Here is a 23407-nt window from a genome sequence, read left to right as displayed (position 1 = left end):
CGTCACGAAGGTGCGCTCGAGCACGTGACCGGGACGCACGAATGCACCACCCGAGAGGTGTAGTAATGAGCGGAGCCATCGTCTTCTCCGGTGACGAGACGTGGGAAGAGCGCGAGTTCGCGGAACCTGACCCGCCCACCGACGGCGCCGTGCTGCGGATCGAAGCAACAGGACTGTGCCACAGCGATGTCGACCATTTTCGTGGCAACATCCACACCTCGTGGGGAGGCGCCTTCCCGTCCGTCCCGGGCCACGAGATCGTCGGCCGCATCGACAGGATTCGGCCGGCTACCGCTGCCGAATGGGGTGTCGACGAAGGCGACCGGGTCGCCGTGCGCGAACTCCTGATCACACCCGAGGGCAACCGGATCTACGGCCACGACTTCTCGATACACGAAGGGTCCGGACTGTACGGCGGGTTCGCCGAGCATCTCGAACTGCTGCCGGGCTCGAAGGTCTACCGGCTGCGCGAAGATCGTCCCGCCGACGAATTGACGTTCTTCGAGCCGCTGAGTTGCGCCGTAACGTGGGTGGCACCGGTTCGACAAAGCGATGTTGTCGTCGTCGAGGGTCCTGGCCACATGGGCATGGCCACCATCGTGGCCGCACGCGCTGCCGGTGCCTCGACAATTATCGTGACGGGGACCGCGCGAGACCGCTTTCGCCTCGACCACGCGTTGCGGGTCGGAGCAGACCACACGATCGACGTCGAAAACGACGATGCCGTCGATCGCGTTCGTGAGATCACGAACGGACAGATGGCCGATGTCGTCATCGATGCCGCATCGGGAAGCTCGGTGACGGTCAACCTCGCCATGGACCTTGTACGCAAAGGTGGCCATGTGGTCCTGGCGGGAATGAAGGACGGGCCGCTGGAGGATTTCCATCCGGACTGGATTCCCACCAGGAGAATCACCTTGCACCCAGGCGCAGGCCTCGACACCGAGCAGGCAGTCGACCTCATCAACGCTGGGAAGATCCCCACCGCCGACCTTTTGGGCGACAGTTTCCCACTCGACAAGTTCGCCGACGCATTCTCGCTCTTGGCCGAGCGCACGTCTCAACGCGATTCGATCCGCGTCGCACTGAACCTCAACTGAACATCAGGCGCCACTCCATCCCGAAAGACAGGAACTCGATCATGAGCCACAACAACGCCGACGAGACCTTCCGTGCAGTGCTGCGCCGTGAACCCACCGAAATCAGCACGCCCTTCCAACAAGTTTCACGCGACTTCGTTTTCGGCGAGGTGTGGTCGCGACCTGGATTGAGTCGCAAAGACCGGCGGTGGGTTGCGCTGGCCTGCGTCGCCGGCGCGGACGCACCGGGCCCCATCGAGGCATATGTGCGCGCCTCACTCGAGAGCGGCGACATCGAACTGGAAGAAATGCTCGAATTCGTACTCCATTTCGCCGTGTACAGCGGGTGGCCGAAGGCATCCCATCTGGAAGGCGCTGTCATGCGGCAATGGGCGCAGATCCACCGCGACCGCGGGGAGGAACCCGCACCCTGGCCCACGTTGTCGCACAGCACTCTCGGCATTTCGGAATGGGACGAACGCTTCGAGGCCGGTGCGCGGGAGTTCGCTGACGTCAACCTCATTCCAGCGCCCCCTCACAACACTCCGTATCGGCACGCGGGCATCCTCAACTTCGTCTTCGGACACGTCTGGCAGCGCCCCGGACTGACCCGTCGCGAGCGTCGAATCATCACGGTCGCCTGCGTGTCTTTCAACGACGCCATCACTCCCATGAGAAGTCATGTCGGAGCCGCACTCCACTCCGGTGACATCACCAAGTCCGAAATGGACGAGATAGTCGTCCAATTCTCTGCCTACTACGGTTTCGCGAAGGGCGAAGCGCTCAGCGAAGTCGTCGAAGCAGCTTGGGCAGAAAGGCCCGCAGCACAACTGGCACAGAAGTAGCCGGCCGTCCTGAGCGCCCGCGGGGTGAGTCCGATACCCAGGGGCACTTCAGAAGCCTTCTATGGCTTCCCGCGCCCGCACGATTGCACTCGCGCGATCCGCTGCACCGACCTTCCCGAAGATGTTCGACACGTGGTTCCGCACGGTCTTCTGGGTGAGCACAAGACGACGGGAGATCGTCGCGTTGTCGAGTCCCCTCGCCACCAGATCGAGGATCTCGCGTTCCCTGTCGGTCGGTTCCGGGAACATCGTCGGAGCCAGGGCTCGCGACGCGGCCATAGCGCCGGGTGCCTTCGCCGCAACTGCTGCGCCCACTTTCATCTCGCCGTCCGCGACCGCGCGGATAGCTCGCTCGACACCCGACGGGTCGGCGCCCTTGACCAGATATCCCCGAGCCCCCGCACGTATCGAGGCGACGAGCGTGTCCTCGTCCTCGTGCATCGTCACGACGAGAACACGAGTCTCAGGAAACTTCTCGACGATGCTGCGGGTCGCGTCGATGCCGGACCCGTCGCCCAGTTCGATGTCCATGAGCACGACGCCGACGTCGGCGGTGACCACATCGAGGACCTCTCGGACAGAGCTGGCCTCGCATACGACGTCGATGCTGTCGAGTGTGCCGAGCAATGCGGCCATGCCCAGCCGGAAGACCGGATGGTCGTCGACGACAGCGACTCGGATCCTCTCGCTGTTGTTCATGGCCCGCGCCAGGGGGGCCGGGCCCGCACGACAGTGCCGCGATACTCGCCGCTGTCGATCCGGAGCGTGCCGCCGACACCCCTGGCCCGCTCGCGCATACTCTGCGTTCCCACTCCGGCGCGCGTGTCCGACCCGAGTCCTGTTCCCTCGTCGAAGATGTCGAGGGCGAGAACATTCCCGTCGCTGACGATCCGTATGCGGCACCCTCCCGCGCCGGAGTGACGGCGTGCATTGAGGATCGCTTCGAACGCGATTCCGTACGCGGCGACAGCGAGGGGTTCCGCCATGTCCGCTGGAAGATCGGCATCGAGCTCGACGTGGAACCCGCCTCGCGCGTGATTCGCGGCGAGCTCGCTCAGTGCAGGGGTGAGCCCGAGTTCGTGGAGTACGGGTAGGACCCATACCGGACCGACGAACCCTGCCATGTACTGGAGCGGTGAGATGCCGAAAAAGGTCGTCAGGCCGCCGAGCATGAGACTCGTCCATCCCAGCCAGCGGGGCACCTCGCGGTGACGCAGTGCGGCAACCGCAACCACAAGTCCGCTCAGACCCGCCCCCACCCAGAGCCAAAGAATGGTGCCCATCCAGTGCGAGGCGAACACCGCGACCTCCGGCACCATCTTGTCGGTGTCGGACAGACCGAACAGAAGCTCGGTGTCGAGGCCCGTCCCGAGCAGGGTCCCCGCCGAGGTGAGTACCAGGCCGAACGCGGCGACGCTCGGCAGGATACTGAACTCCGGTAGCGACGCTCGCAACTGCCGATGCAGACCGGCTGCGAAGATCAAGAGTAGGAGCGTCGAGACGGTGAGACTCAGGTGCATCACGAGCATCGCGGTACGTTGCTCGGCGAACGCGACAGTAATCGCCACGGCGTTGCCGGCATTGTCCTCGTCATAGGCGGCACCCATCGCCACGCTGGCCTGGATCCCACCACCCCGGTGAGCCCGGCGACAGCACCCGCCCACGCCCACAACGCACTCGGCAGGTTTGCCCGGGCGGCACCTCAACTGGTGGTGTTTGTTCCCTGATACGCGGAGTGTTCATCGTTGCCCCTTCGATTCTCGATCCTGCTCCGTCTCCGAACCCTGCGGACACACTGCTGTATCCGGAGTCCCGAGGGGTAGGGGCAGCCGTCCTGTCTCGCCGGGATGATCACCTTCCGCAAGATCTGATGCCAACGAAAGGAGGCAGAGCGACACTCGAAGTGTCTCTGTAGGTTCAAGTGGCGCATCGCTTTGCACCGAGCGTCCGGACCCTGGCACGACGTGCACCTTCAGATCCGCGACACGTCGTCGCGCCACCGCACACCAGAGTCACGGGCCCCTCGATTAGGGCGAGCTCGTCCCACAACAGCGTGAAGTCGCGCAGCACCCGCATCCGGTCGTAGCGCCATTCCCAGCGGCCGTCGGCGCGTTTCCGAGTGTTGTGGACGACGCCGCGACGGATCGACGATGCGCTTCTGTGCGGTGCCGCTGCCGTCGTGAGCGCGACGATCTCGTCGAAGGTGTCGAACACGGCCGGGCCGGAGGCGAGCGCGACGGTGCCGCGCTGGTCCTGCGTCATGGCCTGATGTCGCTGGATCGAGGCCGGGGTGACGTCGACGAGCACCATGCGGCGCACCAGTTCGGGCGCGACGGCGGCAAGTCTGATCGCGGTCAGTCCGCCGAGCGACATCCCGACCACAATATCCGCCCTCCGATGCCCACTTTCGGACGGCAGCAGCGACGGCAGCGGTGTTCACTCGAGATGATTTTCCCGCGGCGCGCCGGTCTATACGACCGAGACCCACTCACAGAAGGGCGGCACCATGCGGAAACTTACCTACGGCATGAACCTGAGCTTGGATGGCTACGTCAGCGCGGCCGGCGACGACATCAGCTGGGGCGGGCCGCCGAGCGACGAGCTGTTCCAGTGGTGGCTCGACCACGAGCGAGCGAGCAGCCTGACGCTGTACGGGCGCAAGCTGTGGGAGACGATGAGTTCCTACTGGCCGACCGGCGACCAGCAGCCCGACGCCGCCCCGGCGGAGATCGAGTTCGCACGGAACTGGCGGGACACACCGAAAGTGGTGTTCTCCTCGACGATCGACAAGGTCGACTGGAATAGCCGCCTGGTCAACGGCGACGCGATCGCCGAGATCACCCGGCTCAAGGCCGAGGACGGCGGACCCATGACCATCGGCGGCGCGACGCTCGCCGGGGCAGCCATGCGGGCCGGGTTGATCGACGAGTACGTGATCGCCACCTATCCGGTCCTCGTGGGCGGCGGAACGCCGTTCTTCACCACGCTGGACAGTTGGGTGGACCTGAACCTGCTGCAGACACAGACATTCCCCGGCGGCGTGGTCCTGACCAGATACGAGACGAAGCGCTGAGTGCAGGCCGCAGCTCGGCCCGTCGCAGCGGAGGCGCCCGCTGCATCGCCGTCCGCCGAGGGAGTGGCGGCCTAGCGCTCAACCGAGTCCGGGCGAAGGGTCGATCACCAGCGACAACGTGTCTTTGACCATGGACAACGCTGCGCCGAGCGGGCTCGAACGGCCACCGGAGACAGTGATGTCGCCCGCGTCGCCGCACCCGAATGTGACTGCCTTCTCCGGACCGGTCAAGACTCCGAAGGGCGGCTCGGATCGCGAGAACTCGCGCAGTGCCACGACGACACGGCCTGGATCATCGATGCTCGCGGATCCGACGTGACGCAGAACCGCACCGCGTTCGTTGACACGGACGGCACGAGCCGCGGCGGCGATGGTGATCGGCTCCGCTTCAACAGTGCAGGCAGTGACGTCCCATCCCCATTGCAGACCGGCCAACAGACACAATTTCGTTGCTGCGTCGGCTCCGGAAAGGTCCGCCGACGGATCTGCCTCAGCGATGCCTCGACTCTGAGCCATCGCGATGGCCTCGGGGAGCGTGACACCGTCACCGAGCTGATCGAGCACGAAACCTGCAGTGCCGTTCACACACCCACGGATGGTGCGGACGTCGAAACCGCGTAAACCGGTGCGTGCGATGTCTCCGGCAGGCAACGCGGCACCGGTTGCGCCTGACACGCGGACCCCGCGACCATGTTCGAGAGCCGTGTCGCGCAGTCGCGACCATCCGGTCAACAAAGGTGACTTCGTTGCCGTCACCAGATGAGCGCCGTGGGACAGTGCTGTGAGACCGTCACTCAACGCCTCTTCCGCCCCATCGGGATGGGACGGAACCGCCTGCGCGACGACGAGGGGCGAGGCCAGCGTCAACAGTTCGGCCAATGGCGTGCGTGCAGTCCACCCACCTCGGGCGGGCGGAGCTTTCCCGTCAGGCAGGAGAACCTGCTGGGTCCGCCCCCGAATCGCGACGACGCGCGGTTCCACCCCGTACCGATTCCCGAATTCGTCATGTCGTGCGCGGACAGTGGCAGCGTACTGCTGCGCGACGGGCCCGTAGCCGATCAACAGGATCGGCAATGCGATCGGGTCGTTCATTTCCGAGACCTTCGTATCTTCGCAGCGGCGTGGATTTTCGTGGGTCAGTTCGGTGGAGTTTCCTCACCTCCTGAAACACGGAGCCTGGGCGGATACATCCGGAACGTGAACGGGTCCGGAACCCGTCAGGAGCGATTCCGCACCTGCCACACCCACCAGTGATGCTGCGACGGCGGGACGGACCGGAATCAGCGGGGGCGCGCCGTGTTCGACGGTGGCACGGAATCCTTCGAGCACCACGACGGTGCCCTCGGCCATGCGGTCGATCGGTTCGTTGTTCACGAGGTAGGGGCCTGGTATGCGGATCTGCTCGTGTGCCTGCCCGTCTGCCCGGGCCCAGCCTTCCAGGCGCACTCGCACCGACCAGGCATCTTCGCCTGTGGCGCGGTCGGATTCGGCAAGACCGTGGGAACCGCGCACAGACACCCAGCTCCAATGGCTTCCCGTTTCTCCGGCGAGGAAACCGTGGCGGGTCAGGGCCAGCGTTCCGTCGGAGAGCCTGATCGCCAGAACAACGGCGGCGGGGCGGTTGTCGCCCGGACCGACAGGGAAGGCGCTGACCTCCACCGGCCACGCTCCCGTGAGGTCGAGCAGCGGTGAGACGGTGTGCGTGCAGTAAGCGGTCGGCGGTATGCGGCCACGCCAGTGTGCTGGATCGCCGATGAGGGCTGCCGTGTCGTCGGGAGACAGACTGTGCAGATAGTCGGCTTCCACCAACGTGATTGCGCCCAACTCGCCAGAATCCACCGACTCCCGAAGTATCCGAGTGTGTGGATGGAAGACGTAGTTCTCCGCAAACGAATAGGTTGCCGTGGACCGCTCGGCCGCAGCGATGAGCCGCAGCCCCTCTTCCGCGGACGCGCAGGCCGCCGTCTCCGACAACACATGAATCCCGTGGTCCAGAAACGCGATGGCCAGTGCCGCGTGTGCATCGAAATCATTCGCCAGTACGACGCCATCGAGGCCCGCGTCGAGCAGTTCGGACCAGTCCGCTGTCGCCCGGGCCTCCGGAAATTCCGCGCGTGCAGCGCCCATACGTTCGGAGTCACGATCACAGAGTGCGATCACCTCGATCCCGATCCGGTGTGCCGATTCGGCCATGTACAGACCCCGCGACAAGCCCACGATTCCGATACGCATGCGACCGGTATACCGACTGAGCGGAGCTCCCTCAACCCCCCGCCGCGGCGCTGCGCTGAATCGGTCGCCGTCGTCGTGGCTCACGCCGACCACGAGCGCCAGCTCAGCCGGTCGATGGTGATCACGGGCCCTGTCGGCCGCTTCGCTCGATATTGCGCGTACTTGCGAGACAGCGCGTCGAGTCCGGTCGCGCCGGCATCGGTGTGCGCGTCATGAACGGTGGCGACGCCTCCGACGCGAACCCACCACAGCTGCGACCAGTCATCGTCGTAGTGATCGATGAGCACACTCACCCGCGGATTCTCGGCGATGTCGGCCAAGCGTCGCAGCCGTCGGGTCGTCTTCGGCTTGTCGTCGACGCAGGTGTGGATCGCATCGCCGTCGAGGGCGAACACGATAGGTACCAGGTGTGGCACGCCCGACCCGTCAGCTGTGGCGAGCCGGGCCACGCGAGCCTCGGCGACGAGCCGGCGGACATCCATATTGGCTACGACGAGTGCGCTGCGCGAGCCAAAGCAACTGTGGCCGCGCGCAACTCGTCGGCGGAATCGAGCGGCGACAGGTATCCGGCGCGCGTCATGGCTCGACCGCGCGGCGTGGTGACGTCCAGATCAAGGCCGTACCGGTCGGCTCCGACGCAAGTGGCCTCCGTGGCGTCCGGGAACCCACCCAGCTTCTTGGCCATCGCCAACAGCGAGTCGGCGTGGTCGTCGTTGAGATGGGCGATTGCGCGACCGGCCGACGGGGCGACCGGATCCGGCAACGCTTCGGCGTAGGCCTCGGCCGTGGCCGAATCCATCCGCCCGTACCCGCCGACCCAGCGCACGCGCTGAACCCGAAGGACCCAGAGCGAGAAATCGCTGAAATCGATGTAGATGCGTGCTGCGGGGACAGCCGCCAGATGCGCCTCGCGCGCGGCGGCCAACTCCTCACCCTCCGGGCGCTCGACATACCCGGCAAGGGTGATGCGCGTGCTGGCCAGCGGGTCGGACTGCGGGCCCGGAGCCACGACCGCGATGCTCGCGCGGGGGTCGCGCGCAAGATTGCGGCCGTGCTCGGCCATGTGCGACACGCACAGCACCGGCGAGCCTTCGACCAGCCCATACGTCACGAACGACGCCCAAGGATCGCCCTCCTTGGTGAGAGTCGCGAGAGTACCCATGTTCGTCGACGCCGCGACCGTCCGCGCTTCCTCGGCAGCAGAGGGCCGAGTCGCGTTCACGATCTCCGTCAACGGCGGCGGCACAGTGGGAGCGTCGCCGGGGCCTCCGTGATCCAAGTTCGTCATGAACGAGACGGTACCCGTAGGCATTCTGGACTGTCGCGAGATGAAGGCCATCCCCATCGACAAAGCGGCACCTGTCGGTTGCGGTATGGCGGCGCCACCCGCCCGCCCCCACTCTGAGCGAACGGCACATTCAGTGTCGTGAAGAAGACGAACGGCACATTCACTCAGAAAGGTAGGGCACTCTCCGTTACACCGCGACCGGGACCTCGGGAGCACGCTTGGCCAGCCGACCGGCAATCGCAGCGCAGACGAGCAACTGAAGCTGGTGGAATAGCATGAGTGGCAACACGATCAGTCCGATCGGCTGACCCGCGAACAACACTGTCGCCATCGGCAGGCCGGTCGCGAGCGACTTGGTCGACCCGCAGAACAGGATCGTCGCGCGGTCCTCGGCATCGAATCCGAGTCGAGGCGCCATGTACCAGGTGATGGCAAGAACGATCGCGAGGAGCACGCAGCACGTCACCACGAGGGCGAGCAATCGAGGGATCGAGATGCTCGACCAGATTCCCTCGTTCATGCCGCGACTGAACGCGACGTACACGACGAGCATGATCGAGCCTCGGTCGACGATCTTGAGGGGACTGCTGTGCTCCTTGATCCACGTACCGATCCAGCGGCGAGCCACCTGCCCCGCCACGAACGGAACGAGCAGCATGACCACGATATCGATCACCGCCCCCGCGCTCATCGTCACACCCTGAGAGGTCATCAGGGCCGCAACCAGCAACGGCGTGAGCACGATCCCGAGCAGGCTCGACGCGGAGGCACTCACGATCGCGCCCGGGATGTTTCCGCGCGCGACCGACACGAGAGCGATCGCCGACTGCACTGTCGACGGGAGCACGCAGAGATACAGCACGCCGAGATAGAGCGGGTCGTTGAGGAACCACGGTACGAGCAGTTTCGCAGCGATACCCAGAACGGGGAAGACGACGAACGTCGTGACGAGAATGGCCACGTGCAAACGCCAATGCTTGAGCCCTTCGACAGCCTCACTCGTCGACAGTTTCGCGCCGTAGAGGAAGAACAGCAGTCCGATCGCGATCTTGGACGCCCAGCTGAATCCACTCAGGACCACGCCGTCGGCGGGTAGCAGCGCGGCTACGCCGACCGTGACGAGGATGCCGACCAGGAAGGGGTCGAGCCGGTTCAGTAGGGGGACCTTCGTGAGCATGGTTCGACGTTAATCCACCGGCCTGCATCCGCGGAAGTCGATCACCGTGGTTACAGTCATCACGAAACGTGATTGAATGCGAGGATGTTCGATCCCATCCACCTGCGAACTTTCCTCGCTGTCGAACGCGATCGGAATTTCAGCGCCGCCGCTCGGCGACTCGACCTCCGTCAATCGACGGTCAGTCAGCACGTCGCCAAGCTCGAACAGGCAGTCGGTCGCCGGCTGTTCCTCCGGGACACCCACTCGGTCGAGCTGACGGCAGATGGCAGCGTCATGGTCGGGTTCGCTCGCGAGATCCTCGACCGGCACGAGACCGCACAGCGGTACTTCGAGGAATCGGGAGTCAGTGGCCGGCTCCGATTCGGAGCCTCGGAAGACCTGGTTCTGCACGACCTGCCTTTGATACTCGCCGAGTTCCGGCGCAGTCATCCCCGAATAGATTTCGAACTCACCGTCGCCTTGAGCGAGGATCTGCATCGGAAACTCGACGACGGCGAACTCGATCTGATGTTCGGAAAGCGCCGGCCCGGTGAACGACACGGCGAGTTGATCTTCCGTGATCAACTGGCGTTTCTCGCCGCCCCGGACTTCGTACTCGACCCGACCGGTCCGGTGCCGCTGGTGACCTATCCCCCGCCGTCCCTGACCCGTGAGATCGCACTCGACGTACTTCAACGCGACGGGCTCGGTGCACGCATCACGTGCGTCGCAGACAGTTTGAACGGATTACGCGCCGCATCCATGGCCGGACTCGGCGTGGTTCTTCATGCCCAGCGGTTTCCGCCGTCCGGACTCGAACAGGTACGCACTGCTGGTCGCCGCCTGCCCGACGCCGGTGAACTCGAATTCGTCCTGGTCTCGAGGCGGAGCGTGCTGAGCGAGCCGGAGCGCGAACTGCGAGCGGTGATCTTGGCGAACGTGGATCGGCTCGGCCAGTTCCCGCGAGCAACTGCCGGCGACAATCGTGTTTCAGGGTTGATCTGAGGGAATTCCCGGATGTGTAGGAATTGTCGGCGATTCTAGGATCGCGGGAAAAGACTGCACCGAAGGATGGTTCATGACAGTGGCCGCAAATGTCGAACATGGTGGCACGTCGAGGGGGCTGGTACCGGGGCGGCCGACCGGCCCGTTGATGATCTTCGTCGGTCTTGCTTCGGCGGTGTTCACCGTCGGGACCGCGCTGCACGCGTTCGTGATCGTAACTCCGGAGACGCTGGAACGAATGATGGTGTTGGCCGGTGCCGACCCGGGCGGCGTCGATGGGTTCCTATCGATCTTCCGGGCTGTGGGCGTCGCCTACATCATCGGAAACGCTGTCGGGGTATGGGCGTTACGGCGTCGGCCATCGATGTGGCTGTTCTGGGTGGTCATCGGCGTGAACGCCACCCAGGCCGCGGGGCTGCTCATGGTGCCGCCGGAGATGTTCACCGCGGCGCGGGAACGGTTCGGATCGGTGGGTGTGTTGCCGTCGCTGGTAACCGACGGCGGCGCTGCCGTCGTGGTGATCGTGCTGCTGGGTTCGCTGGCGGCCACCCGCACGGTGTGGGGACGAGTCCGATGAGCGAATGTCGAATGTGGCGACTCCTCACGGACCAGCAGAAGGGAAGCAGCACCGTGCCGAAAGCACGGTGCTGCTTCTTCCGTTCCTCCCCGGAGGTCGGTGGTAGCCCCTAGAACACGAGCACCGCGAAGATCGTCGACAGGACGAGTCCGGAAATCACCGGGATGAAGCACTTCCGGGCGAGATCGAGGACGGGCACGCGAGCGAACCCCGCGACCGCGACGAGCGACGACCACGCGATGATCACACCGCCGCCCGCCCAGATGTTGCCCATCTGTCCGATCGCGGCGAGCGTCGCCGGGTCGACGTCGACCGCGGGACCGAGCGCACCCGACAACGCACCCGTGAGCGGCAGGCCACTGAATCCGGAGCCGTCCAAACCTGCGACGAGGCCGATGAGCAGGATCCCGAACGATGTGATGAACGCGTTCTGTGGCAGGTGTGTCTGCACTGCGGTGACCAGGTCGAACAGGATCGCAGGTGCAGCGCCACTGTCGGGAACACCGAGAATCGCACCGGCGAAGTCGGCATTGCCGATGAAGAAGAACCCTGCGATGGGCAGCACAACACCCATGGCCTTGAACGCGAACACCAGGCCGTCGACGAGGTGGTCCGAAGTCGTCTCGAGGAAGCCGCCCCCATCGGTCGATGCCGCAGCAGCGAACAAGACCAGTGCCGCAATGCCACCCACGATCGCCGCGGCGTCGCCACCCTGCAGTGGCGGCACGACCTCGGTGAACTTTCCCAGCATCAGATAGACGATGAACGCGAGGTATGCGAGAGGCACGAGCATCGCGAAAGCCTTTGCGGTGCCGCGACGTTCCTTCTCCGCCTCGGCAACCTCATCCGGGAACGGGCTCGCCGCGGGGGCGAGTACAACGGTCGCCGCGGTTGCCGACGTACCGCCACCGGTGGGCCCGCCGGCCGGACCCGCCGGCACCGGCTTCGATCCTCCACCCCCACCCGAAGAATCATCACCCCCGGAACGTGATTCGCCGATCCCCCGATCGGCCTCGGCTTCCCATTCGATGAGCAGCTCGGGAGACGGCGTACGCCAGGTCTTCTTCTGCATGAGGTACGTGAGCACAAGGGCGGTGCCACCGACGATGAGCGACAACACGAGTGCTTTGTCCGCCACCGCATCGGGGTCGACCCCCGCCGCGGACGCGGAGATGCCCGGTGCGACCTTGATGATGTAGTCCGACGACAACGCCATTCCCTGGCCGCAGATCGCGATGACCATGCCCACCGACAGCGGAGACAAGCCCGCCCGGATTGCGACGGGAATGAGCACCGCGCCGACCAGCGGGACAGCGGGAGTCGGCCAGAAGAACAGCGAGATCACGTAGGTGACGGCAGCGAGAACCAGGAAACTGCTGGTTCCGGCACGCATGACGCGGCGGAACGGTGCGACCATCATCCGATCGGCGCCGAGCTGGCGTAGTGCGCCGAGCATCGCGGTGACCATCGCGATGATGAGGAAGATGTTGAACAGTTCCTTCGCCGCCACCAGGCTGGCGTTGAAGATGGCGGACAGTCCGGTGACGATACTGCCGGAGAAAACCAGTGCGGTCAGGAACGTTGCGATGACGGCGGGAACGACGATGTTCTTCCGTAGCGCCATGGTGGCCAGGATGACGAGTATGCCGACCAGGTAGACCCAGTGGGCGGCGGTGAGTTGTACGTCCAAGGCATGTCCTTCAACAGGAGAGCGGAGCGGAGGGCTGTTGGTGGAACTTTCCGCGTTCCTCCATGCTTGGTCAACGAGAACCATGCACAGTGCCCAGGACGTTACGTGTGCAGTGTGTTCCACTTTTGCGATTTCGTGTCATCGGGCCGCTCGCATGTGACAAATTGCTACGAACATGTGTCGACACACGCGCGGCCAGGGTTTCCCACCGCGCACTGTGCACAATGCCCACATCCGTCCACCAGAGAATGTGCTCTTTGCCTCCGCGACACTGATGCACGCGCTCGATGTGCGGTGACAAAGTGGAACGACGGCTCGCACAGTGCCGTGCAGTTCGACTGGCTCAGGAGCTCGATGACCACCTCCACACACGTGCCCGCCGCGTCTCCGGACGCGTCCGGCACCGGCACCCCACTGGCGCTGTCCGCGCTTCTCGCCGGCACACTCGTCGGAACACTGAGCAACAACATCATCAACGTTCCGCTTGTCCAGATCCTCTCGGATTTCGACGCGTCGCTGGAGGACGGCACACTGCTCGCCGTCGCATTCCTCCTCACCTTCGCGGCAGCGATGCCGATCGCGGGTTACATCGGCGATCGCTTCGGGCGCCGGCGCGTGTACTGCGGCGCCCTCCTCGGTACCGCGGTGTGCGCGGCAGGCGCAGCCACAGCCCCCGCCCTCGAAGTGCTCATCGCCTGGCGCGCACTCGGTGGACTCTCGGCCGCAGCGTTCGCCCCGGCGGTGATGGGACTGATCGCGTGGCTCTTCGACTCACAACGCCGCGCGCGTGCCGTGGGCGCGTGGGCAACCGTCAACGGGATCGGCCAGGCGATCGGACCGTCGCTCGGCGGGTTCGTGGCCGGCAGTTGGGGTTGGCGGTGGGTGTTCGTCCCTCTGATTCCGATTGCGCTGATCGGATTCGCCGGAACACTGCGATGGATACCGGCGTTCCCCGGCCGACCCATTCGACTCGATGTGCTCGGCGCTACGACACTCACCGTAGGATCCGCGGGAATCGTGCTGGGCTTGAGCATGTTCGGTCAGTCCGGTGTCGCGCCGGCTGTTCCTCCACTGGCACTCGTGGCATCGACCGCCGTACTGGCATGGTTTGTCGCGCACTGCCTGCGCGCTCCCCTGCCGTTCATCGATGCGCGCCTGCTCGTCGAGAGTCGTTTCGCTCGGAGCGCGGTCGCCGCGTTCGCGCAGATGTTCTGTCTCGGCACTGCCCTGCTTGCCGTTCCACTCAGATTGACGGCGACGGGTGAATCCACCGCGACTTCGGGCATGGTCCTGTTCGCACTCCCTGCCGTCATGGCGGCCCTCGCACCGCTGGTGGGCCGGACGACCGACCGGATCGGCGGGCGACGTGTTCTGCGGTTCGGTCTGGCCGTCCTGGTGGTGACTCAGGGGGCGCTCGCGGTCGTTCTGTCGAACGACGAACCGAACCTGTGGCTCGTCGCGTGTGTTCTCGCGGTGACCGGAGCGGGCATCGCCGCAGTGCAGACACCCGCCGCGGCCGGATCGACGCGCTCCCCCGCCGGTGCACAGGGCACCGGGCTCGGCGTCTTCAATCTCATCCGCTTCGGAGGCTCCGCGGTGGGCGCGGCATGGGTGACGATCGCGCTGTCCGCGTGGTCGGTGGGAATCGTGTTCGTCGCATGCGTGGCCGTCGTGTGCATCGGGCTCGGAGCTTCGTTCCTCGGACGCGATCCCGAAGACACTGCCGCATCGCCGCCGGCACGCGACACCGATGCAGACACGCTCAGCGGTAGTTGATCTCGCGATCCACCGAGGTATGCAGTCGATCGAGCAATTCGAGCCGGATGGCGAGCCAGGCAGTGAATTGATTCTCCGGCACCCGTACGTCCATCGACATCGCCCGCGAGATCCGGTCGAGCTTCGAGAGCATCGTGTTGCGGTGCACGTTGAGTTCGCGTGCGGCAGCGTTGACGTTGCCGCCGGCGCCGAGATACGCGACGAGCGTGTCGTGGAGGTCGGTTCCCGGCCTTAGGGTGCCGAGCACGTCATCGACGAAACGTCGGCTGCGGTCGGTGTCGGCGACGAGCTCGAGGACACCGTATCCGCGCAGGTCGTGGTATGACACCGAGCCTGACATGTCCATCCGCTGCCCGATCCCGAGCGCCACCCGCGCCTGTCGGTAACTCTCGCGGATCTGATCGGCGCCGACGGCGGGTACTCCGTGTGCGACAGGTACCGGCCGGCCTCGACGCCGCGACAGGTCCGCCGACACGGCCTCCGCGAATTCGTCGATCTCCGCTTCGATGTCGGGGGCATCGCGATATCGGAGCGACCGCACCACGACGAGTGCGTCGCCGATCACGGTGACATACGACCGGACGGAGGGGTGCGGCAGAACGCTGGCCGCGTACCGGGCGAGTCGCAACAATCCGCCCGGACCCTCACCGCCCGGCGCGGAAGGATTCCCGCTGTACCCGGGCGCGACGAACACGGCGAATGTCGAGGTGAGGTCAATGTCGTGATACTCGGCGCGGGCCTGCATATCATGGCGACTGGAGAAGCTGCCGTGGACGAGCGCCTGGACGAAATCACCGCGCGCGCGTTCCTCGGCCTCGTCCACGCTGCTCTGGCGCAGCATCTCGGAACCGATGATCGCAGATGCCTGCTCGGTGACCACCGCGTGCTGAGCGAGATCGTGCGGGCCCGGCGCGGGGCCGGGGGCGAGAATCACCACCCACCCTTCGAACCTCTTGCCGAGGCGGATCGCGCCGGCAGTGCACGTCCAGCGCACCCCTCCCGCGGTCTGCTCCACGACGCGGGTGTCGTGATGCTGATGCCGGCTCGCCGTCGGCGCGGCGGCGAGGGGACCCTGGAGGTGCTCCGTAATCTCATCGACGACCACCCGATCTATGGCGTGATGGGCTACGACCTGGCCGCGGGCGTCGAGCACGAGCGCGGGATGTTGCGCGAGCGACGACACCTCCTTGATCAACAGCGCAAGGCCGGCACCTCGATGCAGGAGGCCGGCGAGAGTGGAGTGCACAAGTGCGGAATAGCGCATCACGTGCACTTCCTGTGTCAGTGACCGTTCGGCGAGAAGCCTGTTGAGCGCGGCGAATCCGACCGGGAGGTCGAGTTCGATCACGGGTAGGCCCAGGGGCCATGTGGCGTCGGACGCCGGCGCTGCGCCGTCGACGATGAGCGCTGCGGCGCCACGGGCAGCGATCGCCGATACGGCCGGTGCGTTGGCCGCGAGCGCCTCCGGTCGGGTGTATACGGCGACGCCGGACAGATCGTCGTAGCGGCCTATGACCTCGCCGAGTGGCAGTACCCACGTGAGGGCACTGTCGAGATCAGCGTTGTCGGGCGCGACCCGAGCACCTTCCATGAGTTGTTCGTCGAGAAGACCACGGACGGTCAGGCGCGGACTCGGTTCCACAGTAACCTGCTTCCCTCGGACGGCGACGCCACACGAAAGCGGAACGTCATGTACTCCCTACATCAGATACCAGAGCCATAAGCCCCTCACGAATGTGCACAATGTCCATAATAGATCGATAAGCAGAGTTACTTTGGCTATCCCCGTCGAGTCTCCGCGCTGTTAGAAATGAGCCCACAGCCCCCGACTTCGAAAGTGGGAACCAATGCATCGAATTCATCGGATCGACCTCGACGACGCACTCCCCCTGCTCGCCGCCGGGCGCGCCAAGGCCGAGGAACTCGGCGTCAAGCAGACACTGTGTGTATGCGATGAGAGCGCAAATGTCATTGCACTGCATCGGATTCCCGGTGCACGACTGACCGGCGTCGACATCGCCATCGCCAAGGCCTACACCGCCGCCGGCCACGAGCGCGCCACCCACCTGTTCAACGAGCCGCCCAACGGACCGGCACTCCCCGGCAACGAGGCCTTCGGAATCAGTCACATGCTGCCCGGCAAGTTCGCTGTCTTCGTCGGCGGGTTCCCCCTCGTCCACGACGGCCAGATCGTCGGTGCCGTGGGCATCAGCGGCGGAAACGGCGAACAGGACAAGGCGGTCGGCGCCGCAATGCTCGCCGAGTTCGAGGCGCTCGTCTCGGCACCCGCTCAATGATTCGTGCATATCGACCCTGACCGGCCGAATTCTCCGGTCATTGTGACCATGGCAGCGGGTCCTACTCGAACTTAAGGTCGATGACACCGAAACAAACTGCCGTCAGGCATTTTTCGGACCGCAACGTCGCGGACGTACCCCAAGCCCGGCATCGCCCGCACGATCAACGTGAAAGGTACATCTCATGACCGAACTGCTCGGACGCGACGAGTTCCGCGCCGCACTCGAAAACGCAATCAAGGGCCGCGAGGCCAAGGACGCATCGTTCAGCAAGGCGTGGGCCGAAGGCAAGCTCGAAAAGCACCACTTCGCCCGCTGGGCCGAAAACCACTACCACTACGTCGGCCCGTTCGCCGACTACCTCGCCAACATCTACTCCAACACCCCCGACCACTACACCGACGCCAAGGACTTCACCCTCCAGAACATGTACGAGGAGGAACTCGCCGACATCCGGCACACCGATCTCCTCATCAAGTTCGCCGAGGCCTGCGGTACCACCAAGGAACGCATCGAAGACCCGAACAACATGAATGCCGTCACACGAGGCCTGCAGGCCTGGTGCTACGCGGTCTCGCAGCGCGAACATTTCGTGGTCGCCACTGCCGCGCTCGTTGTCGGTCTCGAATCCCAGGTGCCGAGCATCTACAAGAAGCAGATCATCCCGCTTCGCGAGGTGTACGGGTTCACCGAGGACGAGATCGAGTTCTTCGACCTGCACATCACCTCCGACGTCGTCCACGGCGAGCGCGGCTACCAGATCGTGCTCGACTGCGCCGATACTCCCGCGCTGCAGCAGCGTTGCCTGCAGCTCGTGCGGTGGGGTGCGGAGATGCGCTTCTCGTATACCAAGGGTCTGTACGACAGCTACGTCGCTCCCGACCTGGAGTTGGCGTCGGCCTGACCCCGACGAGCGTGGGGCGGGAGCGCGACCGGGCTCCCGCCCCGCAGCACACGAGCGAAGGAGTAATCATGTCCACCCCACAGACTTGGGTCGCTGTCGCCACCGTCAAAGAGGTGACTCGGCGCCGCAAGCTACGCGTGGAAGTAGACGGCGTGGCGATCGCGCTGTTCCACGCCAACGACCGCATCTACGCCTTCGCCGACCTGTGCGTCCACCAGGACCGTTCCCTCGCCAAGGGCACGCTACTGCACGGCCGTGTCATCTGCCCGGGCCATCAATGGCGTTTCGACCTCGACACCGGGTACGAGGACGACCAGGACCTCTGCCAGCCGACGTACGCCGTCCACGTCGACGGCGACACCGTCCACATCGATCCCACACCGCGCGAGGTGTCCGGAAGAGAGTGTGCTTCATGACAATCCGCACCGTTGTCACGGTCGGCGCCGGCCAGGTCGCCGCAGTCGCCGCCCGTACCCTCCGCCGCCGCGGGTTCGACGGCAGGATCATCCTGCTCGGCGACGAACTGCACGCACCGTACCAGCGCCCGCCGCTCTCGAAGGAGTTCCTCGCAGGACGTGAAGGGGTGGACTCCCTGGCGCTTCTGACTCCGAAATGGCTCGAGACCAACGACATCGACATCCGTACGGGTGTCGCGGTCCGACGAGTCGACACCGCCACAGGCACCGTCGAATTCGATGGCGGAAGCATCGCCGCCGATGCCGTCGTCCTCGCGACCGGCGGCCGCCCACGCGCTGTCCCTGCAACGGGCACTCGCACCGACCTGGTTCACTACCTGCGCACCCTCGACGACGCGCAGGCGCTCGCCGCGCGGCTCACCCCCAACTCTTCACTCGCCATCGTCGGCGGCGGATTCATCGGGCTCGAGATTGCCGCGACCGCCCGTTCCCTCGGGGTGAACGTCACGGTGATCGAGCAGTCCGAGCACCTGCTCGGCAACGTCCTCGGCCGGCAGGTCGGCGGCTACTGCGCGGATCTGCATCGCCGCGGCGGCGTCGATCTACGCACCGGCACGGGCGTCTCCGCGGTCGACACCTCCGACCGCGGAGTCCGAATCACGACGACGACAGGGGACGTCGTGGAAGCGGATGCAGCAGTGGTCGGGATCGGCATCATCCCGAACGTCGAGGTCGCCGCGACAAGTGGATTGGCCGTCGACGGCGGGATCGTGGTCGACGCAGTCGGTCGTACCTCGGTGCCACACGTGTATGCCGCGGGCGACGTCGCCAGTCGATATTCACCGCGCGTGGGCAGGCACATCCGCGTCGAGCATTTCGACAATGCCAACCGGCAGGCGGGTGTGGTGGCGAACGCGCTCGTCGGACGCGACACCCTCTCCGACGACCCGCACTGGTTCTGGTCCGATCAATACGACACGAACATCCAATTCGCGGGTACAGCATCCGGTGCAACAGACTTCGTTGTGCGCGGCGACATCGACACCGGCGAGTTCTCCGTCTTCTATCTTGCGGGCGAGACACTCACCGCCGCATTCGCGATGGATCGAGGCGAAGACATCATGGCCGCACGCGAACTGGTCGGGAAGCGTGTCGACGCTGCACTACTCGGCGACGAGGACGCCGATCTGTGGGAAATGTACGAGGAGTTGGAGCAGGCATGACGATCACCGGATCGAATTTCATCGACAGCAACTGGGTACCGGCCAACTCCGGAAAGGTATTCGAACGACGCAACCCCGCAGACGATTCCGACCTGATCGGAACATTCCCCGATTCGGATACAGTCGACGTGCAGAACGCCGTCGATGCGCTCGACAAGGCAGCCCCCGAGTGGGCGGCCACACCACCGGAGCGGCGCGCCGCCATCCTCGAGGCCGCCGCCGATCACCTCGCAGCCCACGCGGACACACTCGTCGAGGAGCTGATCCGCGAAGAGGGCAAGACCCGCGCCGAAGCATCGATGGAGGTGAGCCGCACGCCGATGAACCTCCGGTTCTACGCCGGCGAGGCCCACCGTGCGACGGGCACGGTCTACCCCGGCGGTGGTCCCACCACGGTGTACACGGTGCGCGAGCCCATCGGGATAGTCGGTGCGATCACTCCGTGGAACTTCCCGCTGAACATTCCGTCCCGCAAGCTCGGGCCCGCACTTGCTGCCGGAAATACGGTGCTGTTCAAGCCGTCCGAAATCACCCCGCTCATGGGCCAACGTCTTGTCGAAGCATTGCTCGCCGGAGGATTGCCTCCAGGTGCGATTGCGCTCGTCCAGGGCGACGGCAAGGCCGGTGCCGCCATGGTCGGCGACGAACGTGTAGCGGCAGTGACATTCACCGGCTCCACCGAGGTCGGCAGGGCAATCCACCGCGGCATCGGCCCCGAACGCCGCGTGCAGTTGGAGATGGGCGGAAAGAATCCTGTCGTCGTACTCGCCGATGCCGACATCGACGCCGCCGCGGCGCTCATCGTCAAGGGCGCGTTCGGCTTGTCGGGACAAGCCTGCACCGGCACCAGCCGCGTCATCGCGGTCGACGAGATCCACGACGCACTGCTCGACAAGGTGGTCACGCGGACCGAAGCACTCACGGTCGGGACGGGCTCTGACCGGGGCGTATCCATGGGCCCACTCGCCTCCGAGGCTCAACTCGACAAGTATCTCGAGTACGTCGCAATCGGTATCGACGGCGGTGCACGACTCGTGTGCGGTGGGGAGCGCATCGGCGGACTGTTCGTGCGGCCCACCGTCTTCGCCGACACCACCCCCGGTATGCGACTGCTGACGGACGAGATCTTCGGCCCCGTCCTCGCATTCCAACGCGCCACGTCGTTCGACGAAGCTCTCGTCCTCGCGAACGACACCGCGTTCGGGCTCTGCGCCTCGATCGTGACGAAGAATCTGCCGGATGCTCATCGGTTCATCGCAGGTTCCCGTACCGGTCTCGTCAAGGTCAACCAGCCCACCACCGGGATGGCCATGAACGCGCCGTTCGGCGGCTACAAGCAGTCGAGCACCCAGACGTTCAAGGAACAGGCCGGACCGACCCTGATGCAGTTCTACCAATCCGAGAAGACCGTGTACCTGTCGCCGCAGGCCTGACTGCTTCACACCTACCTGGAGGAAGACCATGGAGTTCAAGCGAGTGGCCCGTTCCGGGCAGGTGACCGAAGGCATCGTTCGCCGGTTCTACGCCGACGACTACGAATTCGCGATCTCACGGCTGGACGGCAAAGCGTATGCGACGTCCAACTACTGTTCCCATCTAGACTGTCTGCTGTCGTCCGGCAAGCTTGTGCAGGACGGGATCGGATGCTCCTGCCATGGAAGTGCTTTCGACCTCGAGACCGGCGAGCCGATCTGCCCGCCCGCGACCGAGCCGATCAAGACCTACCCGTGTGAGGAACGGGACGGTGAGATCTTCGTCGGCATCGATCCCAGCGAGCCTCCGGAAGGTCCACGCCGGCGCAGGATGAGGTCGGCATGAGCGCGCGGCGCCCCGCCACTCTTGCGACCGGCGGCATGGTGGCGTCGAGTCACCCACTCGCGAGCCAGGCAGGAGCGCGAGTACTGGCGCACGGTGGTAACGCGGTCGACGCGGCCCTCGCGATGGCGGCGGTCACCTGGCTGACACTGCCCGGACAATGCGGGATCGGCGGCGACGCATTCGCCGTGGTGCGCGACCCGGACGGTTCCGTCCGGACTGTCAACGGCAGCGGTTACGGACCGGACGGTGGTATTCCGGACTTCTACCGGGACCGGGGACTCTCTGCGATCCCGCTGGACGGCGCTCTCGCCGTCGCCGTGCCGGGCGCGCCCGCTGCACTCGCCGCTCTGCATGCGTACGGGGCGAGCATGTCGTTGCTCGAGTTGTGGGAGCCCGCCGCGCGCATCGCCGAACGCGGGCTACCGTGTTCGGCGAAAACCCGCGCCGACGTGCAGGCTGCACTCCACGCCATCCGCTCCGATGTCGGTCTCGCCTCGGTATACACGCCGACGGGGGCCGTTCCGCGCGTGGGTGATCGGCTTCCGCAGGTCGACCTGGCGCGTACCATCCGTGCCCTCGCGTCGGATCCATCTTCGTTCTATACCGGGGCAATTGCCGAGCACTGTGTCGCGGCGTTGCAGTATTCCGGTGCGCCGTTCACAGGCGACGAATGGGTCGCGGGTGCTTCGGTTCCCGTCGAATCCGCACTGACCGGGACGTACGCGGGAACGACAGTGCACCAGACCCCGCTGCCGACACCGGGGTGGATGGTGTTGCAGCAGGCCGCGTTGTGCGACGGAGAGCTCGGCACGATGCCTTGGCTGAGCGCTCCGGCCATCGACCGTATGGCGCGTGCCGCAGCGCTCTCGTTCGAGGACCGATTGCGGTGGTGTGGTTCGGACAATGACGGCGTCGAACAAGCGCTTTCCGCGACGAACATCGCCGACGGACGGGCTCGGCTCGCCTCCTGGGAAGCCGCAGGCGCATTTGCCGTGTCGGGTGGAGATACGACGTCGTTCGTCGCCGTCGACGCCGAGGGCCGAGCCGTCTCCTTCATCCATTCCCTCGCATTCACCTTCGGCGCGAAGTTCACAGTGCCCGGAACCGGTGTGGCTCTCAACAACCGACTCGGTCGTGGGGCATACCTGATCGACGGCCATCCCAACGAGGTGTCGCCGCGACGCAAACCCTTGCACACACTCAACGCCTGGATCGTCACCGGCAGCGACGGCGAACTCATGCATGTCGGCAACACCCCCGGTGGTGACGGCCAGGTGCAGTGGAACATGCAACTCCTGTCCCATCTGCTGGACCACGGACTCGATCCGCAGGAGACGGTGGAGGCGCCTCGGTTCACGGTGTACCCCGGGTCCGATGCGAACGCCCTCGGCCACGCCCCCGAGCTGCGTATCGAAGGACGAGTCGGCCGTGAGGTCCTTCGATCGCTGTCGGATATGGGTCACCAGGTCAACGTGCTCGACGCCTACGGTGCCGAGGGCAGCGCACAAGTCGTCTCGATGACGCAGGGTGTGATGAGTGGGGGGAGCGATCCTCGACAGGAAGGGGTGGTGCTCGGTGTCGAGTGATATCGAAGCCCCTGTACCGCAAGGTCGTTACGTCGCTGCGGTACTCGCCGGCGACACCGTCCGCACAGCGGGGATGACGCCCCGTGTCGACGGCGTACTCACCGTCACCGGCAGGGTCGGCGCTGAGGTGACTGTCGCCCAGGCCCATGCGGCCGCGTCCCTGGGCGCACGCAATGCACTGGCCGCGGTGCGGTCGGTGGTTCCTGCCGGTCACCGCTTTCGCCCGGCCGAGATGGTCGTGTACGTGGCAGCGACCGCTGATTTCACGGCGTTGTCGGCGGTGGCGGATGGAGCGTCGGAGATGATTGCCACAGAGCTCGGCCCGGACCACCTACCCGCGCGCAGTGCGATCGGGGTGTACACCCTCCCAGGCGGGGCGCCGGTGGAAGTTGCGTTGACCGCGGTACTGGTGACCGACCTGAACTCCTGATCTCGAAAG

General features: G+C 65.4%; 23 protein-coding genes and 1 pseudogene. 14 read left to right on the top strand and 10 right to left on the bottom strand.

What is annotated here, in order from left to right:
- Nucleotides 1-65 precede the first annotated feature (65 nt).
- Nucleotides 66-1100, top strand: a complete 1035-nt coding sequence (locus EV641_RS18360; RefSeq protein WP_132473567.1) for a zinc-binding dehydrogenase — start codon at nucleotides 66-68, stop codon at nucleotides 1098-1100.
- A gap of 41 nt (nucleotides 1101-1141) precedes the next feature.
- Nucleotides 1142-1924, top strand: coding sequence for a carboxymuconolactone decarboxylase family protein (locus tag EV641_RS18355; RefSeq protein WP_132473565.1), 783 nt, complete (start codon nucleotides 1142-1144; stop codon nucleotides 1922-1924).
- A gap of 48 nt (nucleotides 1925-1972) precedes the next feature.
- On the opposite strand, the gene EV641_RS18350 is transcribed toward EV641_RS18355, so the two are convergent.
- The 3 genes and pseudogenes from EV641_RS18350 to EV641_RS18340 form a co-directional block, all read right to left on the bottom strand.
- Nucleotides 1973-2623, bottom strand: a complete 651-nt coding sequence (locus EV641_RS18350; RefSeq protein ID WP_132473563.1) for a response regulator transcription factor — start codon at nucleotides 2621-2623, stop codon at nucleotides 1973-1975.
- A gap of 392 nt (nucleotides 2624-3015) precedes the next feature.
- Nucleotides 3016-3608 (bottom strand): annotated as a pseudogene (locus EV641_RS18345) (hypothetical protein); the annotation flags it as partial.
- A gap of 233 nt (nucleotides 3609-3841) precedes the next feature.
- Nucleotides 3842-4342, bottom strand: coding sequence for an alpha/beta hydrolase (locus EV641_RS18340; protein ID WP_277874512.1), 501 nt, complete (start codon nucleotides 4340-4342; stop codon nucleotides 3842-3844).
- 88 nt (nucleotides 4343-4430) lie between these two features.
- Here EV641_RS18340 and EV641_RS18335 point away from each other — a divergent pair, with 88 nt between their 5' ends.
- Nucleotides 4431-4997 (top strand): dihydrofolate reductase family protein, encoded by a 567-nt coding sequence (locus EV641_RS18335; protein WP_132473559.1) that lies wholly within the window; start codon nucleotides 4431-4433, stop codon nucleotides 4995-4997.
- A 78-nt stretch (nucleotides 4998-5075) separates the two neighbouring features.
- Here EV641_RS18335 and EV641_RS18330 read toward each other — a convergent pair whose 3' ends face one another.
- The 5 genes from EV641_RS18330 to EV641_RS18310 all read right to left on the bottom strand — a co-directional run bounded on the left by EV641_RS18330 (nucleotide 5076) and on the right by EV641_RS18310 (nucleotide 9694).
- Nucleotides 5076-6089, bottom strand: a complete 1014-nt coding sequence (locus EV641_RS18330; protein WP_054717969.1) for a hypothetical protein — start codon at nucleotides 6087-6089, stop codon at nucleotides 5076-5078.
- Between the two features lie 63 nt (nucleotides 6090-6152).
- Entirely contained in the window at nucleotides 6153-7229 is a 1077-nt protein-coding gene (locus EV641_RS18325; protein WP_054717977.1) for a Gfo/Idh/MocA family oxidoreductase, read from the bottom strand.
- A gap of 80 nt (nucleotides 7230-7309) precedes the next feature.
- Entirely contained in the window at nucleotides 7310-7711 is a 402-nt protein-coding gene (locus EV641_RS18320) for a TIGR03668 family PPOX class F420-dependent oxidoreductase (protein ID WP_054717971.1), read from the bottom strand.
- 5 nt (nucleotides 7712-7716) lie between these two features.
- Nucleotides 7717-8517 (bottom strand): DUF2470 domain-containing protein, encoded by an 801-nt coding sequence (locus EV641_RS18315; RefSeq protein ID WP_132473557.1) that lies wholly within the window; start codon nucleotides 8515-8517, stop codon nucleotides 7717-7719.
- A gap of 187 nt (nucleotides 8518-8704) precedes the next feature.
- Nucleotides 8705-9694, bottom strand: a complete 990-nt coding sequence (locus EV641_RS18310) for a bile acid:sodium symporter family protein (RefSeq protein ID WP_054718259.1) — start codon at nucleotides 9692-9694, stop codon at nucleotides 8705-8707.
- A gap of 84 nt (nucleotides 9695-9778) precedes the next feature.
- On the opposite strand from EV641_RS18310, the gene EV641_RS18305 reads away from it, so the two are divergent.
- Together EV641_RS18305 and EV641_RS18300 are read left to right on the top strand one after the other, a co-directional pair.
- Entirely contained in the window at nucleotides 9779-10681 is a 903-nt protein-coding gene (locus tag EV641_RS18305; protein WP_054718257.1) for a LysR substrate-binding domain-containing protein, read from the top strand.
- 73 nt (nucleotides 10682-10754) lie between these two features.
- The gene (locus EV641_RS18300) at nucleotides 10755-11258 is read left to right on the top strand and encodes a hypothetical protein (protein ID WP_199233299.1); all 504 of its coding nucleotides are present in this window, start codon (nucleotides 10755-10757) and stop codon (nucleotides 11256-11258) included.
- A gap of 109 nt (nucleotides 11259-11367) precedes the next feature.
- On the opposite strand, the gene EV641_RS18295 is transcribed toward EV641_RS18300, so the two are convergent.
- A complete protein-coding gene (locus EV641_RS18295; RefSeq protein ID WP_132473555.1) occupies nucleotides 11368-12948 on the bottom strand; it encodes a hypothetical protein in 1581 nt (526 codons plus the stop codon).
- 354 nt (nucleotides 12949-13302) lie between these two features.
- Here EV641_RS18295 and EV641_RS18290 point away from each other — a divergent pair, with 354 nt between their 5' ends.
- Entirely contained in the window at nucleotides 13303-14724 is a 1422-nt protein-coding gene (locus EV641_RS18290) for an MFS transporter (protein ID WP_199233298.1), read from the top strand.
- On the opposite strand, the gene EV641_RS18285 is transcribed toward EV641_RS18290, so the two are convergent.
- Nucleotides 14711-16366, bottom strand: a complete 1656-nt coding sequence (locus tag EV641_RS18285; protein WP_132473551.1) for a helix-turn-helix domain-containing protein — start codon at nucleotides 16364-16366, stop codon at nucleotides 14711-14713. The genes EV641_RS18290 and EV641_RS18285 overlap by 14 nt on opposite strands.
- A gap of 205 nt (nucleotides 16367-16571) precedes the next feature.
- Here EV641_RS18285 and EV641_RS18280 point away from each other — a divergent pair, with 205 nt between their 5' ends.
- The 8 genes from EV641_RS18280 to EV641_RS18245 all read left to right on the top strand — a co-directional run bounded on the left by EV641_RS18280 (nucleotide 16572) and on the right by EV641_RS18245 (nucleotide 23398).
- Nucleotides 16572-17021, top strand: coding sequence for a heme-binding protein (locus EV641_RS18280; protein WP_054720234.1), 450 nt, complete (start codon nucleotides 16572-16574; stop codon nucleotides 17019-17021).
- Nucleotides 17022-17205: 184 nt separating this feature from the next.
- The gene (locus tag EV641_RS18275) at nucleotides 17206-17925 is read left to right on the top strand and encodes an iron-containing redox enzyme family protein (protein WP_054720235.1); all 720 of its coding nucleotides are present in this window, start codon (nucleotides 17206-17208) and stop codon (nucleotides 17923-17925) included.
- A gap of 68 nt (nucleotides 17926-17993) precedes the next feature.
- Nucleotides 17994-18341 carry a Rieske 2Fe-2S domain-containing protein gene (locus tag EV641_RS18270; protein ID WP_132473549.1) on the top strand — a complete coding sequence of 116 codons (348 nt, stop codon included), beginning with the start codon at nucleotides 17994-17996 and terminating at the stop codon, nucleotides 18339-18341.
- Nucleotides 18338-19564 carry an FAD-dependent oxidoreductase gene (locus EV641_RS18265; RefSeq protein WP_132473547.1) on the top strand — a complete coding sequence of 409 codons (1227 nt, stop codon included), beginning with the start codon at nucleotides 18338-18340 and terminating at the stop codon, nucleotides 19562-19564. Before EV641_RS18270 ends, EV641_RS18265 begins: the two co-directional genes overlap by 4 nt.
- Nucleotides 19561-20997, top strand: a complete 1437-nt coding sequence (locus EV641_RS18260; protein WP_132473545.1) for an aldehyde dehydrogenase family protein — start codon at nucleotides 19561-19563, stop codon at nucleotides 20995-20997. Before EV641_RS18265 ends, EV641_RS18260 begins: the two co-directional genes overlap by 4 nt.
- Before the next feature lie 28 nt (nucleotides 20998-21025).
- Nucleotides 21026-21382, top strand: coding sequence for a non-heme iron oxygenase ferredoxin subunit (locus EV641_RS18255; protein ID WP_132473543.1), 357 nt, complete (start codon nucleotides 21026-21028; stop codon nucleotides 21380-21382).
- Nucleotides 21379-22968, top strand: coding sequence for a gamma-glutamyltransferase (locus tag EV641_RS18250; RefSeq protein ID WP_132473541.1), 1590 nt, complete (start codon nucleotides 21379-21381; stop codon nucleotides 22966-22968). Before EV641_RS18255 ends, EV641_RS18250 begins: the two co-directional genes overlap by 4 nt.
- Nucleotides 22958-23398, top strand: coding sequence for a RidA family protein (locus tag EV641_RS18245; protein WP_132473539.1), 441 nt, complete (start codon nucleotides 22958-22960; stop codon nucleotides 23396-23398). The genes EV641_RS18250 and EV641_RS18245 overlap by 11 nt, the downstream gene beginning before the upstream one ends.
- Nucleotides 23399-23407: the final 9 nt, after the last annotated feature.

Source organism: Rhodococcus sp. SMB37 (assembly GCF_004345605.1).
Lineage (GTDB): Bacteria > Actinomycetota > Actinomycetes > Mycobacteriales > Mycobacteriaceae > Rhodococcus.
The sequence above is the reverse complement of the archived record's forward strand: the minus strand, read 5'-3'. Positions and strand labels throughout refer to the sequence as shown.